The organism is Bordetella genomosp. 4, from assembly GCF_002261185.1.
Lineage (GTDB): Bacteria > Pseudomonadota > Gammaproteobacteria > Burkholderiales > Burkholderiaceae_B > Bordetella_A.
In genome coordinates, this window is sequence record NZ_NEVQ01000013.1 from 1248176 (window position 1) to 1262603 (window position 14428).

Below are 14428 nucleotides of genomic sequence, written 5' to 3' on the forward strand. Positions count from 1 at the left end.
TAAATGAGATAAAGGAGAATAACCATGGCATTCCCCATCCGCTCAACGCTGTTCGCCGCAATAGTTGCCGGCGCGAGCCTCTGTGCGCCCGCCTGGGCAGCATGGCCAGATGATAAACCCATAGAACTCGTCGTAGGCTTCGCCGCGGGCGGAGAGACGGACGTATTGGCGCGCACGCTGGCGCCGTTCATGCAAAAGCATTTGTCCAATGCGGCCAACATCGTCGTCGTCAACAAACCTGGTGCATCCGGGGCGATCGCAAATTCTTACGTGCAGCGCGCACCCAAGGATGGCTACACAGTGGCAATGGTCAATACGCCACCAATGAACTTCATGCCTCTGGTGCAATCTACGCCCTACGATCCAGATCAGTTTGCATTGATCGGCCGCGTCGTCAGTGACCCGACATTGCTAGTGGTACGTGACGACAGTCCCTATACCTCTCTCAAAGATCTCGTCGCAGCGGTGAAAGCCAAGCCAGAGAGCGTCTCGATCGGCCAAAATGGATTGGGCAGCAATGGCGGTGTCGCACTCAATGTCCTGATGCTGGAAAGCGGTGCTGCGTTTACGGAGGTGCCATTCGGTGGCACGGGTCAATCCAAGATCGCATTGATGGGCAAGCATGTGGACATGATTTTCGCCAGCCACACGGCCGTACCTGACCCCGCGGGAGAGCAGACCAAACTCCGCATCCTGGCACAGTTCGTACAGGATCGTGCCCCCATGCTGCCAAACGTCCCCACCGCAAAAGAAGAAGGATTCGATGTGGTTGTCCCATCGGACCGTGGATTAGCCGTAGACAAAGGCGTGCCAACCGAGATTCGGGATAAATTGCAGACCGCGTTGGAAGCGGCATTGAAAGATCCTGGCTTTCTCGAATCGGCAAAAGCTTTCTCAGCGATCATTGCCTATAAAGACGGACAGGCATGGCAAAAAGATATCGATGCTGCGAAACCGTCATTGACCCGGCTGGCAGCCGAGCTCAAACGCAGCGGCCGTCTTCCTGCGCCATAGCGCACGGCTCTGGCTCGCCGCACATTATGGGGGACTCGGCGCATTACGAAGGGCTTCCCCTTACCGCGTGTCAATGATTATGACGCGACTCACCACGTGTCTCCAAGATGTTCATATAAAGCGTGGCGGGTTCCAGGCACGCGCCGCTGCCGTGCTGGCCCACGAGGCTCCGATAAATTTCCTCCCACGGAGTCTTGTGCTGCAACGTGGGGGCGACCCACGCATCGCGCCTGCGGGCGAGCTCATCTTCCGGCAATATCACGTCCACCTTGCGCGATTTCAGATCAATGCGAATCCGGTCGCCTGTTTTGAGTAGTGCAAGGCCACCGCCGACAGCCGCCTCCGGCGAAACGTTGAGGATCGATGGACTCGCCGAAGTACCGCTCTGCCTGCCATCACCTATCGTCGGCAATGTTGTGACACCGCGCTTCAGTAATTCAGCAGGCGGCTGCATATTAACGACTTCCGCGCCGCCCGGATAACCGACGGGCCCGCAGTTGCGAATGACGAGAATGGATCGCTCGTCGATACCCAATTCCGGATCGTCGATGTGCGCATGATAATCCTCTGGTCCCTCAAACACGATAGCCCTACCCTCGAATACGTCTGGGTTGTCAGGGTCGGACAAGAACTGTTTGCGGAAAGCGGGATCAATAACGCTAATCTTCATCACGGCGCTGTCGAACAGGTTGCCGGACATGACAACATAACCCGCCGCCTCCTTCAACGGACAGGCAAAGGCGCGAATTACTGTACGGTCCGGCGCCTCGACTGCAGCCAGGTCTTCGGCCAGTGTACGTCCCGTGACCGTCCTGACCTCCGTGTTGAGACGTCCGGCCCACATCAGTTCCTTCATGACCGCCGGTACACCTCCCGCGCGGTAAAACGCCTCGCCGAGAAACCGTCCGGCCGGCTGGCAGTCGACCAGTAGTGGAATCTCGGGCCCAAGGCGCTGCCAATCGTCAAGTGTGTGGTCGACTCCCATGTGCCTCGCGATTGCGACGATGTGAATCGGACAGTTCGATGATGCCCCAAGCGCCGCTGCTGCGACGACCGCATTCTCGAATGCGGCCCGGGTCATGATATCGGACGGCCGCAGGTTTTCGGCGACCATCTCGACGATTCGCTCGCCTGTGCGATACGCCATCCAGCCACGCTCCCGATAAGGCGCCGGAATCGCGGCGCACCCGGGCAGTGACATGCCAAGGGCCTCGGCGAGGGAATTCATCGACAGCGCTGTGCCCATCGTATTGCAATGCCCCACCGACGGTGCAGACGACGCCACCATGTTCATAAAAGCGTCATAGTCGATTTCGCCCGTAGCAAACCGCTTGCGTGCGTCCCACACGACGGTGCCAGAGCCCGCCAGACGCCCCTGGTACCAACCGTCGAGCATCGGTCCACCCGAAAGAACGATCGATGGAATATTCACCGTGGCCGCCGCCATCAGACAGGCCGGCGTAGTCTTGTCACAGCCGGTGGTGAGCACCACGCCGTCGATGGGATAGCCGTGCAGAATCTCGACGAGACCGAGATACGCGAGGTTGCGATCGATCGCGGCCGTCGGGCGTTTACCGGTTTCCTGGATAGGATGTACAGGGAATTCGAGGGGAATTCCACCTGCATCGCGGATGCCGTCCCTGACGCGCTTGGCCAGGTCCAGATGATGCCTATTACATGGCGCAAGGTCCGAGCCGGTTTGCGCGATTCCGATAATCGGTTTGCCCGACTGCAGCTCAGCGCGTGTGATACCGAAGTTCATGTACCTCTCGAGATACAGAGCGGTCATGCCCGGGTCGGCGGGATCGTCAAACCAGCGGCGGCTGCGCAGGCGGGGACGACTCCCCGTTGCAACCGACGGATGCTTTTCTGTCGTCATGGTACGCACGTTCCTAAAAAAGTGTCAGCCGCGCACATTGGGGCGCGACACCCGATGCATTGGTACGGTTCTTAATTGCCGTAAAACTCGACAACATGGCATATCTGATTGCTCATCTCTTGCCTATCTCACTGGCCCAAGAAACTCCGTCAGCAACGGCCGACCGGCGAAGTAAGCGCTCAGATTGTCGCGCACGAGAGCCCCCATTGAGGCGCGCGTTTCCTTCGTTGCACTCGATTGATGGGGCTGCAGAATTACATTGTCGAGTTCACCGAACTCCCGTGCGATATTCGGCTCATTGTGAAAGACATCAAGTGCCGCTCCGGCAATTAGGTGCTCGCGCAAATACCTTAGCAAGACAGGTTCGTCAACGATCGCGCCACGGGCAACATTAATTAACATCCCATCGTGTCCCAATGCGTCGAGCACATGACTGCCGATCAGGCCTCGCGTGTCAGTATCTGCGGACGCACAGATCACGAGGAAGTCCACTTCAAGAGCCAACGCGGCCACGTCGTCAAAATACCGATAGTGCACATCGTCGAAACGGCATCGATCATGGTATGCGATTTCCAGCTTGAATGCTTCTGCTCGCGTGGCCACGGCGCGCCCCACGCGGCCGAGGCCCAGTATGCCGAGACGCTTGCCCCATACGCGTGTGGTCAGGCCGGGACCACCCTCGAGCCAGCGCCCCTGCCTCACGTAGCTATCGCACTGCGGAATACGGCGGGCGCACGCGAGCAGCAAGCCGAACGCCATGTCCGCGACATCCTCCGTCAACACATCCGGCGTGTGGGTCACGCGGATATTTCGCCGCCTTGCGTGCGACAGGTCGATGGCGTCAAGTCCGACGCCAAAGCTGGCGACGAGCTCGAGATCCGGGAGCAAATCCATCGTCGCTGCGTCGGCGCCGTGCTCACCGTCAGTCGCGAGCGCGCGCACACCTGGGCCGAATTTCCGAAGGAAGCTGACCTTGTCGGTTGCCTCCCACAGACGGTACACGTCATACGTTTGTTCGAGAATCGCCATATCAGTCGGCGTATATGGCCGTACAACAATCAAGGGCTGCTTGCTCATAAGGTCGTAGTCAGTAGAAGACGTGGGTATTTATCGTCGCTGGCCGACATCGCGGAAGCGAATGTTTCGCGGTATCGCATAGGCGATGAGTAAAGCCGTTACTGCGCAAGTCAGTGCGATCGTGTAGAGACCCATTGATGCGCTGCCGGTGACCTCCTTGACTTTGCCCACCATATACGGTGCGATGAGCCCGCCGATCTGCCCGATCGAATTAATGAGCGCCACACCCGCAGCGGCCGCCGCCCCAGTCAATACGCGAGCGGGGAAAATCCAGAAAATGCCAAACGATGCGATCACACCGGTCGCCGCGATCATCATGCCAATGACGAGAATTACCGTATTATTTCCGTACGCCGCGCTGAGCACATAGCCGATTGCCGCCGCCAATGCGCATCCTGTGAGGTGCCAGCGGCGCTCACCAGTACGGTCCGACGTCCTGCCCAGCAAGATCGTGCCAACCAACGCGACGACGTACGGCAGCGACGTAATCAGACCGATCATGAACGGATCGGTGGTACCGGCTGTCTTGATCAGCTGTGGCATCCAGAACAGAAAGCCGTAGATGCCCATGCACAGCCCGAAATAAATAAGCGAGAACAGATACGTGATTGGCAGCTTCAGCGCCGCAGCGAACGAATGTGTGCTGCCCACTTGGGAGTCGCGCGCAAGGATCTCGCTCAGGCGCTGCTTCTCGTCTTGCGTGAGCCACTTCGCATCCTTGACGTGATCGTCGAGTACCAGCAGCACGACTACGCCCAGAAAGATCGAAGGCACGCCTTCCAGCAGAAACAGCCATTGCCATCCTGGCAAGCCGTGCACACCGTCGAAATACTTGAGAATCGCACCCGAAACCGGCCCTGCGATAATGCCGCACAGCGCGATGCTGCCGAAAAAGAGATTATTGATCCGTCCACGGCGCTCGGCCGGAAACCACCGTGTGAAGTAATAGAGCACACCCGGCACGAAACCGGCTTCCAGTACACCAAGCAGGAACCGCAAAAAGTAGAACATATTTTCCGAGCGCACGAACATCATCCCAGCCGAGACGAGGCCCCACGTAATCATGATCCGCGCGATCCAGAGGCGCGGACCCACTTTCACCAAAATGGCATTACTCGGAATTTCGAATAGTAGGTAGCCGACAAAAAAAGCACTGGCGCCGAGACCATAGGCGGCGTCGCTCAGACCGATATCCGATTGCATCTGCAGTTTGGCGAAACTGACATTTACCCGGTCCAAGTAAGCGATGACGAAACAGGCGAGGATTAACGGAACAATACGCCAACTGACCTTGTTTAGAATTCTGGCCTCGTCTAGCAGATCGGCAGGCTGTTCGCCTGCCACCAATGATGCTTGCATTTCGTGTCTCCAATTTATTTTGTAGTGCTAGTTAAAACAACCCACTTCTAAGGACTACACCTGCTTGCGCTAACCACGACCTATAAAAGGCATCGCGGTCGCCATGACGGTCATGAACTGAACGTTGGCTTCCAGCGGCAGGCTCGCCATGTAGGCCACGGAGCGCGCCGCGTGCGACACGTCCATGACCGGCTCAATTGCACGTTCGCCGTTCGCCTGAAGTGTGCCCGCGCCCATCTTCGCCGTCATGTGAGTCTGGGCATTGCCGAAATCGATCTGGCAAACCGCTATGCCGTATTGGCGTCCGTCCAGCGCACAGGCCTTTGTCAAGCCGTTGACCGCGTGCTTGCTTGCGGTGTAGTCGGCAGAATGCAATCGTGGGACGTGCGCGGAGAGCGAGCCGTTATTGATAATGCGCCCACCGCTGGGGGTCTGCGCGCGCATCTGCCGGAACGCGGCCTGCGTGCAAAGCAGCGTCCCCGTCACGTTGACGTCCATCAATTTCTTCCACCGGTCGATGGACAATGCCTCTACCGACACCCCTTCCACGCCAAGGCCCGCGTTATTAAAGAGCAGGTCAAGGCGCCCGAACCTGTCCCGCGTAACGTCAAACAGTTGTTGCACCGATGCCGGATCGGACACGTCAGTGGGTACCGCGATGACACGAGCGCTGTCTCCCCCGGCCTCACGATACTCACGCACCACTTCATTGAGTGCATCCCCACGGCGGCTGGCCAGCACAACGCACCAGCCATCATCGAGCAACGTACGCGTAGTGGCTCGGCCGATTCCAGTGCTCGCCCCAGTCACGATTGCTACACGGTTATGCTTCACGCCTTCTTGTGGTGTTCCTTTCTCCATGTCATACCCTCCTCTTGCTGGCATGCGTGCCAGTGTGTTTGTTAAGTCCCTGTGCCTGTATCAAGGATGAATACCTCGCACTAGGGGCAATCTTGTTTTCCGCGAGCGGCGATATGCTCGATGGGCACAACGACAAAATGGGATAAATCGCCTCCCGAATGTCAAACGTCGAGATTCACCTGCGCGCAAGCGCCCCACGTCCCAGCCGTGCCCCTCCCGCACGCCTCACAGCGACGCTTCAAGCATGACGTGGTAATCCGCCGCAGACGCCTCGCGCGGATTGGTTTTGTGGCTATGATCCTTGAGCGCGCCCGTGATGATGTCCGGAAACGTCGCGGGCGTGACGCCCAGTTGCGCGAGCCCGGTGGGCAAGCCGAGCCGCTGCGTCATAGCGCGCACCGACGAAGCCACTTCATTGCCCTTGCTCAGACCCATTGCCGTTGCGATGCGGTCGAGCTTGTTCTCGTTGCGTACGGAAGTTGCTTCCTGGTTAAACGAGAGCACAGCCGGCAGAAAGATGGCGTTCAGCGTGCCGTGATGCAGTCGCGGATTGATGCCGCCGAGCGAATGGCTCAGGCTGTGCACGCAACCAAGACCCTTCTGGAATGCGAGCGCGCCCTGCATCGACGCGCTCATCATGTTCATGCGCGCGACACGGTCGCCGGGCTCGCGCGTCGCGCGCTCGATATGCCGCCACGCGCGCCACAACCCGTCGAGCGCGATGCCGTCCGCAGGCGGGTTAAAAGCGGGAGCAAGAAACGTTTCGATGCAATGCGCGATGGCGTCCATACCCGTTGCCGCCGTCAACGCGCTCGGCAAGCCCAGTGTTAGTTCGGGATCGCAGATCGCAACGCGTGGCACCACGAACGGTGAGATCACGCCGACTTTACGGCCATCGTCAAGAATCAGGATCGCGCCGCGGCCCACTTCGCTGCCGGTGCCGGCCGTCGTCGGCACCGCAATGACCGGCGCGGTTTTCGCAGTGATATTTGCCACGCCGCCTTCGATCACAGCAAAGCGCTGCAGCGGACCATCGTGCGTTGCGCAAACGGCCACGCCCTTGGCCAGATCAATAGAGGAACCCCCGCCTACGGCGATAATGCCGTCGCACTCTCCGGCCTCGTAAACCGCCACGGCTTCGCGCACAGCGGCCTCGTTGGGATTCGGAGGTGTGCCATCATAGATCGTTGCCGGCACACTGCCCGCAAGCGCCTCGAGCACGGTATCGATAATGCCTGCAGCGCGCACCCCCTTATCGGTCACAATCAATGCTCGGGATACGCCCACGCGTTCGCATTCACTCTTAAGCAGGCGGACGGCACCAAAGTCGAACTGAATCTGCGTGATGTAGTTGATGAGAGACATGGCAATAAGCGTTAGTTATAATGAGTCAGCCAATGAATGCGTTACTACGGCGCTAGATTCTGGCCGTCTAGACCCAGGTGGTGCTTTACCGCCTGAAAATTCTGCGCTGACCCAGTATAGGAAAAAGCTTATCGCGCAGTAATTGAGAACTTCTAATACGGGTATAACTTTTCCTCAAGTCCATGATACCCTCGCTCAATTCCATCATCTCCCGACTACACCTGAAGCAATTGCGGCTTTTGATTGCGCTCGGCGACCACGGCTCGCTGCTCAAGGCCGCGCAGCAGGTCGCGCTCACGCAGCCAGGTGCGAGCAAAGCATTGCAGGAAATCGAAACCACCTTCGACACGCCGCTATTCAATCGCACCAATCGTGGTCTCCAGCCCAACGAAACCGGACATTGTGCGATTCGTTATGCGCGCGTGATTTACACGGAGCTTTCGAATATGCGCGAGGAAATGGTGGGGATCCAAGGGGGTCGTGTGTCCGTTGGCGTCATCATGGGAGCAGTGCCGCTTCTTACCGATGCGATCACGGCGCTCAACCCGGACCTGTCGGTCGAGATAGTGGAAGATACAAGCGCAGCCCTGCTGAGTCTGATCGATGTGGGTCGGCTCGATCTTGCAATCTGCCGTACAACAATCAGCCAGACGCCACAGATTTACGATTCGCTCAAGCTGCAGGACGAAACCCTCGCGGTGGTTGCCAACGTGCAGCATCCACTGAGGCGGGCAAAGCGGCTTACGCTACAGGACCTTGCGGAATACCGATGGGTGGTGTATCGCGCGAACATGCCGATGCGCCTGCTACTCGAGCGTGAGTTCAGGGATGCCGAAATCAGCTTTCCGAGACATCTGCTCGAAACGACCTCCGTGTTCGCCACCCTCGCGATTCTGCGAAGCAATCCGTCATTCGTCGCGCTCGTGTCCATCGACGTCGCGCAGTTTTTTGCCCGTCACGAGATGACCTGCATTCTTTCGCTCGATCTAGCCTCACGCAGTGAACCCTATGAACTCGTTACGCGAAAAGGTGCACCGCTCTCACACGGTGCAAGACTGCTAATGGAAGCGTTGACCCGCGACCAAGGCAAGAAGCGTCCGCCGAACGCATCTAGACAGCCCGCATGAGAGGGCATTTTGACTTTATGGCATTGCTGGTTGCCAGTGATGAAACCCGTTCATCTTGAGACAAGACGGCGCGGTCTGTCTGGATGCTTGATCACGCTGCAAGCTTGATCTTTTTTACGATTGCGCAAAGACAAAACCCCTCGCAGCGTATGCTGGAGGGGTTTTGCGGGATAAGAGCCTGACGATGACCTACTTTCACAAACGAATGTTCACTATCATCGGCGCAAAGGCGTTTCACTGTCCTGTTCGGGATGGGAAGGAGTGGGACCACCTTGCTATGGTCGTCAGGCGTAAGGGGTTGGGCTGGTAGAGGATGAGTCTACGAGCCCCAATTTGGAAGAAGCACGACGTGTTGCGCGAGTCAGGTGCAGCGGGTGCACCGATCGGCGAGCAACAGGGGGTTATGTTTGACGAATTCTTTCTATATAAACGGCACTTGTCGCTACGGTCTCATATCAGGTCATAAAACCCACAGAGTTATAGGATCAAGCCGCACGGGCAATTAGTATCGGTTAGCTCAACGCATTACTGCGCTTCCACACCCGACCTATCAACGTTCTGGTCTCGAACGACCCTTCAGGGGGATCTAGTCCCCGGGATACCTAATCTTCAGACGAGTTTCCCGCTTAGATGCCTTCAGCGGTTATCTCTTCCGTACTTAGCTACCCGGCAATGCCATTGGCATGACAACCGGTACACCAGAGGTACGTCCACTCCGGTCCTCTCGTACTAGGAGCAGGCTCCGTCAAGTATCCAACGCCCACGGCAGATAGGGACCAAACTGTCTCACGACGTTTTAAACCCAGCTCACGTACCTCTTTAAATGGCGAACAGCCATACCCTTGGGACCGGCTACAGCCCCAGGATGAGATGAGCCGACATCGAGGTGCCAAACACCGCCGTCGATATGAACTCTTGGGCGGTATCAGCCTGTTATCCCCAGAGTACCTTTTATCCGTTGAGCGATGGCCCTTCCATTCAGAACCACCGGATCACTATGTCCTGCTTTCGCACCTGTTCGACTTGTCAGTCTCACAGTCAAGCACGCTTATGCCATTGCACTATCAGCACGATTTCCGACCGTACCTAGCGTACCTTCGAACTCCTCCGTTACACTTTGGGAGGAGACCGCCCCAGTCAAACTGCCTACCATGCACTGTCCCCGATCCGGATAACGGACCAAGGTTAGAACCGCAAACAAACCAGGGTGGTATTTCAAGGTCGGCTCCACCGAATCTAGCGACTCGGTTTCAGCGCCTCCCACCTATCCTACACAGGCCGGTTCACAGTCCAATGCAAAGCTACAGTAAAGGTTCATGGGGTCTTTCCGTCTAGCCGCGGGGAGATTGCATCATCACAAACACTTCAACTTCGCTGAGTCTCAGGAGGAGACAGTGTGGCCATCGTTACGCCATTCGTGCAGGTCGGAACTTACCCGACAAGGAATTTCGCTACCTTAGGACCGTTATAGTTACGGCCGCCGTTTACCGGGGCTTCGATCAAGAGCTTGCACCCCATCACTTAACCTTCCGGCACCGGGCAGGCGTCACACCCTATACGTCGACTTTCGTCTTGGCAGAGTGCTGTGTTTTTAATAAACAGTCGCAGCCACCGATTCTCTGCGGCCCCTTCGAGCTCTGCGCGCAGGCGCATCACCCTACCGGGGCATACCTTCTCCCGAAGTTACGGTATCAATTTGCCGAGTTCCTTCTCCTGAGTTCTCTCAAGCGCCTTGGAATATTCATCCCGTCCACCTGTGTCGGTTTGCGGTACGGTCTCGTACAGCTGAAGCTTAGAGGCTTTTCTTGGAACCACTTCCAATCACTTCGGTCCACATGGGACCTCGTGCCACACCCTTGAATTTCGCGCCCGGATTTGCCTAAAGCGCCTTCTCTAATGTAGCAACAGGGACTTCCAACACCCTGATGACCTTCCGCGATCCGTCCCCCCATCGCACTGTACGACGGTGCTGGAATATTAACCAGCTTCCCATCAGCTACGCATCTCTGCCTCGCCTTAGGGGCCGACTCACCCTGCGCCGATGAACGTTGCGCAGGAAACCTTGGACTTACGGCGAGGGGGCTTTTCACCCCCTTTATCGCTACTCATGTCAGCATTCGCACTTCTGATACCTCCAGCAGCCTTTACAAGCCACCTTCGCAGGCTTACAGAACGCTCTCCTACCGCGTGTACCAACGGTACACACCCGCAGCTTCGGTTTATTGCTTAGCCCCGTTACATCTTCCGCGCAGGACGACTCGATCAGTGAGCTATTACGCTTTCTTTAAAGGGTGGCTGCTTCTAAGCCAACCTCCTGACTGTCTATGCCTTCCCACTTCGTTTCCCACTTAGCAATAATTTGGGACCTTAGCTGGCGGTCTGGGTTGTTTCCCTCTTGAGTCCGGACGTTAGCACCCGGTGCTCTGTCTCCCAAGCTGTACTTGCAGGTATTCGGAGTTTGCCATGGTTTGGTAAGTCGCCATGACCCCCTAGCCATAACAGTGCTCTACCCCCTGCAGTAATACTTGAGGCACTACCTAAATAGTTTTCGGAGAGAACCAGCTATTTCCAGATTTGTTTAGCCTTTCACCCCTATCCACAGCTCATCCCCTAATTTTTCAACATTAGTGGGTTCGGTCCTCCAGCACGTGTTACCGTGCCTTCAACCTGGCCATGGGTAGATCATCTGGTTTCGGGTCTACACCCAGCGACTAATTCGCCCTATTCGGACTCGCTTTCGCTACGCCTTCCCTATTCGGTTAAGCTCGCCACTGAATGTAAGTCGCTGACCCATTATACAAAAGGTACGCCGTCACCCCATTAAGAGGCTCCGACTGTTTGTATGCACACGGTTTCAGGATCTATTTCACTCCCCTTCCGGGGTTCTTTTCGCCTTTCCCTCACGGTACTGGTTCACTATCGGTCGATCACGAGTATTTAGCCTTGGAGGATGGTCCCCCCATCTTCAGACAGGATTTCACGTGTCCCGCCCTACTTCTCTTACGCTTAGTTCCACAATCCAGATTTCATCTACAGGGCTATCACCTGCTACGGCCGGACTTTCCATTCCGTTCGATTATCTGTACTGCTAAATCGTAAAGGCTACTCCGATTTCGCTCGCCACTACTTTCGGAATCTCGGTTGATGTCTTTTCCTCGAGCTACTGAGATGTTTCAGTTCACCCGGTTCGCCTTCGCTGGCCTATGTATTCAGCCAGGAATACTGCATCGCTGCAGTGGGTTTCCCCATTCGGACATCTGCGGATCAAAGCTTGTTTGCCAGCTCCCCGCAGCTTTTCGCAGGCTACCACGTCCTTCATCGCCTGTGATCGCCAAGGCATCCACCATGTGCACTTAGTCGCTTGATCCTATAACACTAGAGTCTTATAGGACGCTGATATGTTTCGCGTTTGTGCCGTTCATAAGTTTCAAAGCGACAGATCTCTCGATCCATCTTGAGAACTAGAACTAAATCTTAATGCAATCACAACCCGCATTTACGTTTCATCAACTCTCGTCGACTACTTCATAAACGCTTTCGTTGTGCTTCTTCCTAATTGTTAAAGAACGAATGTATAACCTTGTTGAGCAAAACCCAACACATAACACTGACTCGCAGCACTATGTGTTGAACTCTACAACCACACCAGAGTAATGGTGGAGGTGAACGGGATCGAACCGATGACATCCTGCTTGCAAAGCAGGCGCTCTCCCAGCTGAGCTACACCCCCATTTTCCTATCCGCTTCACTCAGGCATCTCTACCCTCGCGCCGCACACAGTAAAACCTGGTGGGTCTGGTTGGATTCGAACCAACGACCCCCGCCTTATCAAGACGGTGCTCTAACCGACTGAGCTACAGACCCAAATTTCTTCGGATCAGTCAGCCCAGAATCCGCAGACCACAGGGAGGTATCCCCTCTCGACTGCCGACTGCTCACCGATCCCAGCTATACATCTCACAAACAACCGATAAGCGTGGACGCTTAATAGCCACAGCTCGCTCTTAAAGGAGGTGATCCAGCCGCACCTTCCGATACGGCTACCTTGTTACGACTTCACCCCAGTCATGAATCCTACCGTGGTAATCGCCCCCCTTGCGGTTAGGCTAACTACTTCTGGTAAAACCCACTCCCATGGTGTGACGGGCGGTGTGTACAAGACCCGGGAACGTATTCACCGCGACATGCTGATCCGCGATTACTAGCGATTCCGACTTCACGCAGTCGAGTTGCAGACTGCGATCCGGACTACGATCGGGTTTATGAGATTAGCTCCACCTCGCGGCTTGGCAACCCTCTGTCCCGACCATTGTATGACGTGTGAAGCCCTACCCATAAGGGCCATGAGGACTTGACGTCATCCCCACCTTCCTCCGGTTTGTCACCGGCAGTCTCATTAGAGTGCCCTTTCGTAGCAACTAATGACAAGGGTTGCGCTCGTTGCGGGACTTAACCCAACATCTCACGACACGAGCTGACGACAGCCATGCAGCACCTGTGTTCCAGTTCTCTTGCGAGCACTGCCAAATCTCTTCGGCATTCCAGACATGTCAAGGGTAGGTAAGGTTTTTCGCGTTGCATCGAATTAATCCACATCATCCACCGCTTGTGCGGGTCCCCGTCAATTCCTTTGAGTTTTAATCTTGCGACCGTACTCCCCAGGCGGTCAACTTCACGCGTTAGCTGCGCTACCAAGGCCCGAAGGCCCCAACAGCTAGTTGACATCGTTTAGGGCGTGGACTACCAGGGTATCTAATCCTGTTTGCTCCCCACGCTTTCGTGCATGAGCGTCAGTGTTATCCCAGGAGGCTGCCTTCGCCATCGGTGTTCCTCCGCATCTCTACGCATTTCACTGCTACACGCGGAATTCCACCTCCCTCTGACACACTCTAGCCCGGTAGTTAAAAATGCAGTTCCAAAGTTAAGCTCTGGGATTTCACATCTTTCTTTCCGAACCGCCTGCGCACGCTTTACGCCCAGTAATTCCGATTAACGCTTGCACCCTACGTATTACCGCGGCTGCTGGCACGTAGTTAGCCGGTGCTTATTCTGCAGGTACCGTCAGTTGCCTCAGGTATTATCCAAGACCGTTTCTTTCCTGCCAAAAGTGCTTTACAACCCGAAGGCCTTCATCGCACACGCGGGATGGCTGGATCAGGGTTGCCCCCATTGTCCAAAATTCCCCACTGCTGCCTCCCGTAGGAGTCTGGGCCGTGTCTCAGTCCCAGTGTGGCTGGTCGTCCTCTCAAACCAGCTACGGATCGTCGCCTTGGTAGGCCTTTACCCCACCAACTAGCTAATCCGATATCGGCCGCTCCAATAGTGCGAGGCCCGAAGGTCCCCCGCTTTCCCCCGTAGGGCGTATGCGGTATTAGCTACGCTTTCGCGTAGTTATCCCCCGCTACTGGGCACGTTCCGATACATTACTCACCCGTTCGCCACTCGCCGCCAGACCGAAGTCCGCGCTGCCGTTCGACTTGCATGTGTAAAGCATCCCGCTAGCGTTCAATCTGAGCCAGGATCAAACTCTTCAGTTCAATCTCTGTTTAATTCGCACCCCGTTCTCACGAGGCACTTCACTCAAAGGAAGTGAGGTTCTATGAATATCTTTGACATTCAAGGTACTTCACTTCAAATGTGTGCGCTTGATTTTGTTTAGCTTCCGAGCACCCCGACGAATCGGAGCCACTCGTGCTGCGCTACCAAGCGCCCACACTTATCGGTTGTTTCGTTGTTAAAGAGCAGG

General features: G+C 56.2%; 7 protein-coding genes, 2 tRNA genes and 3 rRNA genes. 2 read left to right on the top strand and 10 right to left on the bottom strand.

Going from position 1 to position 14428, the window contains the following annotated elements; genetic code table 11:
* The first annotated feature begins 24 nt into the window (after positions 1-24).
* On the top strand, positions 25-1014 hold the full coding sequence (locus CAL20_RS16110; protein ID WP_254924131.1) for a Bug family tripartite tricarboxylate transporter substrate binding protein: 990 nt from the start codon (positions 25-27) through the stop codon (positions 1012-1014).
* A 70-nt stretch (positions 1015-1084) separates the two neighbouring features.
* Here the strand turns inward: CAL20_RS16110 and CAL20_RS16115 are convergent, their stop codons facing one another.
* The 5 genes from CAL20_RS16115 to CAL20_RS16135 form a co-directional block, all read right to left on the bottom strand.
* A complete protein-coding gene (locus tag CAL20_RS16115; RefSeq protein ID WP_094838354.1) occupies positions 1085-2893 on the bottom strand; it encodes an IlvD/Edd family dehydratase in 1809 nt (602 codons plus the stop codon).
* Between the two features lie 123 nt (positions 2894-3016).
* Positions 3017-3970, bottom strand: a complete 954-nt coding sequence (locus tag CAL20_RS16120) for a 2-hydroxyacid dehydrogenase (RefSeq protein ID WP_094838355.1) — start codon at positions 3968-3970, stop codon at positions 3017-3019.
* Positions 3971-4000: 30 nt separating this feature from the next.
* Positions 4001-5329, bottom strand: coding sequence for an MFS transporter (locus tag CAL20_RS16125; protein WP_094838356.1), 1329 nt, complete (start codon positions 5327-5329; stop codon positions 4001-4003).
* A gap of 69 nt (positions 5330-5398) precedes the next feature.
* A complete protein-coding gene (locus CAL20_RS16130; RefSeq protein WP_094838357.1) occupies positions 5399-6190 on the bottom strand; it encodes an SDR family oxidoreductase in 792 nt (263 codons plus the stop codon).
* Between the two features lie 225 nt (positions 6191-6415).
* The gene (locus tag CAL20_RS16135; RefSeq protein ID WP_094838358.1) at positions 6416-7555 is read right to left on the bottom strand and encodes an iron-containing alcohol dehydrogenase; all 1140 of its coding nucleotides are present in this window, start codon (positions 7553-7555) and stop codon (positions 6416-6418) included.
* A gap of 182 nt (positions 7556-7737) precedes the next feature.
* On the opposite strand from CAL20_RS16135, the gene CAL20_RS16140 reads away from it, so the two are divergent.
* A complete protein-coding gene (locus CAL20_RS16140; protein ID WP_094822076.1) occupies positions 7738-8682 on the top strand; it encodes a LysR family transcriptional regulator in 945 nt (314 codons plus the stop codon).
* Between the two features lie 176 nt (positions 8683-8858).
* On the opposite strand, the gene rrf is transcribed toward CAL20_RS16140, so the two are convergent.
* From rrf to CAL20_RS16165, 5 genes are all read right to left on the bottom strand, one after another.
* Positions 8859-8971 (bottom strand): 5S ribosomal RNA (gene rrf, locus CAL20_RS16145).
* Positions 8972-9163: 192 nt separating this feature from the next.
* Positions 9164-12049, bottom strand: a 23S ribosomal RNA gene (locus CAL20_RS16150).
* Positions 12050-12336: 287 nt separating this feature from the next.
* A tRNA-Ala gene (locus CAL20_RS16155) sits at positions 12337-12412 on the bottom strand.
* Positions 12413-12469: 57 nt separating this feature from the next.
* Positions 12470-12546: transfer RNA gene (locus CAL20_RS16160), tRNA-Ile, on the bottom strand.
* Between the two features lie 142 nt (positions 12547-12688).
* Positions 12689-14219: ribosomal RNA gene (locus CAL20_RS16165) — 16S ribosomal RNA — on the bottom strand.
* The 16S, 23S and 5S rRNA genes sit together here with 2 tRNA genes alongside, the layout of an rRNA operon.
* Between the last annotated feature and the right edge of the window lie 209 nt (positions 14220-14428).